Annotated in this window: 1 protein-coding gene; it reads right to left on the bottom strand. The window is 46.0% G+C overall.

The window, feature by feature from the left end; translation table 11 throughout:
- On the bottom strand, positions 1–578 hold a 578-nt coding region (locus R7093_RS26860), incomplete at both ends, for a LysR substrate-binding domain-containing protein (RefSeq protein WP_318147229.1).

Here is a 578-nt window from a genome sequence, read left to right as displayed (position 1 = left end):
CAGGCGTTTAGGCCTGTAGCAAATTGGTCACGCGCCCAAGCTCGCAAACATTGATGTGAAGTGCTGGATTCATCTCGTTTATGGAAAATCAGTTTATAGCTGACTGGCTCGGAAAACATTGGAGTTTGAATGACTTGCAGATTCAAAGCCGATTGCCATTTCTGCGCCAAAGACAGGGGAAGCACGCCTAAGCAATCGTGTTTCGCTACATAGAGCATCATGCCAGAGAGCGATGTTGTCATCATTTCCACATCACGCTCTTGCAGCCCTGGCTGGTGAACTTCGGTGTTGCTAACTGGGAAGTCTTCGTCTCCGACAAACCGACAGTGCTTTTCAGAATAAAACTGTTCTTGTTCGATTTTTCCTGCGATACGTGGGTGATCTTGACGACAAATCACCACCATTGGCTCTTCAAAAATTGACTCACTGATAAACGATGGGTCATGAATGGTCGTTGGGCTAATAATCAAATCGATCTGTTTAAGTCGTAGATCGTTCAATAACGAAGGTAAATCCGTATCGGCGCAAATGCTGATCGTGTTGGTTGGTGTGATGCGGTGGATCAGCGCTTCATTACA

It is taken from the genome of Vibrio sp. 1580 (genome assembly GCF_033340055.1).
The sequence above is the reverse complement of the archived record's forward strand: the minus strand, read 5'-3'. Positions and strand labels throughout refer to the sequence as shown.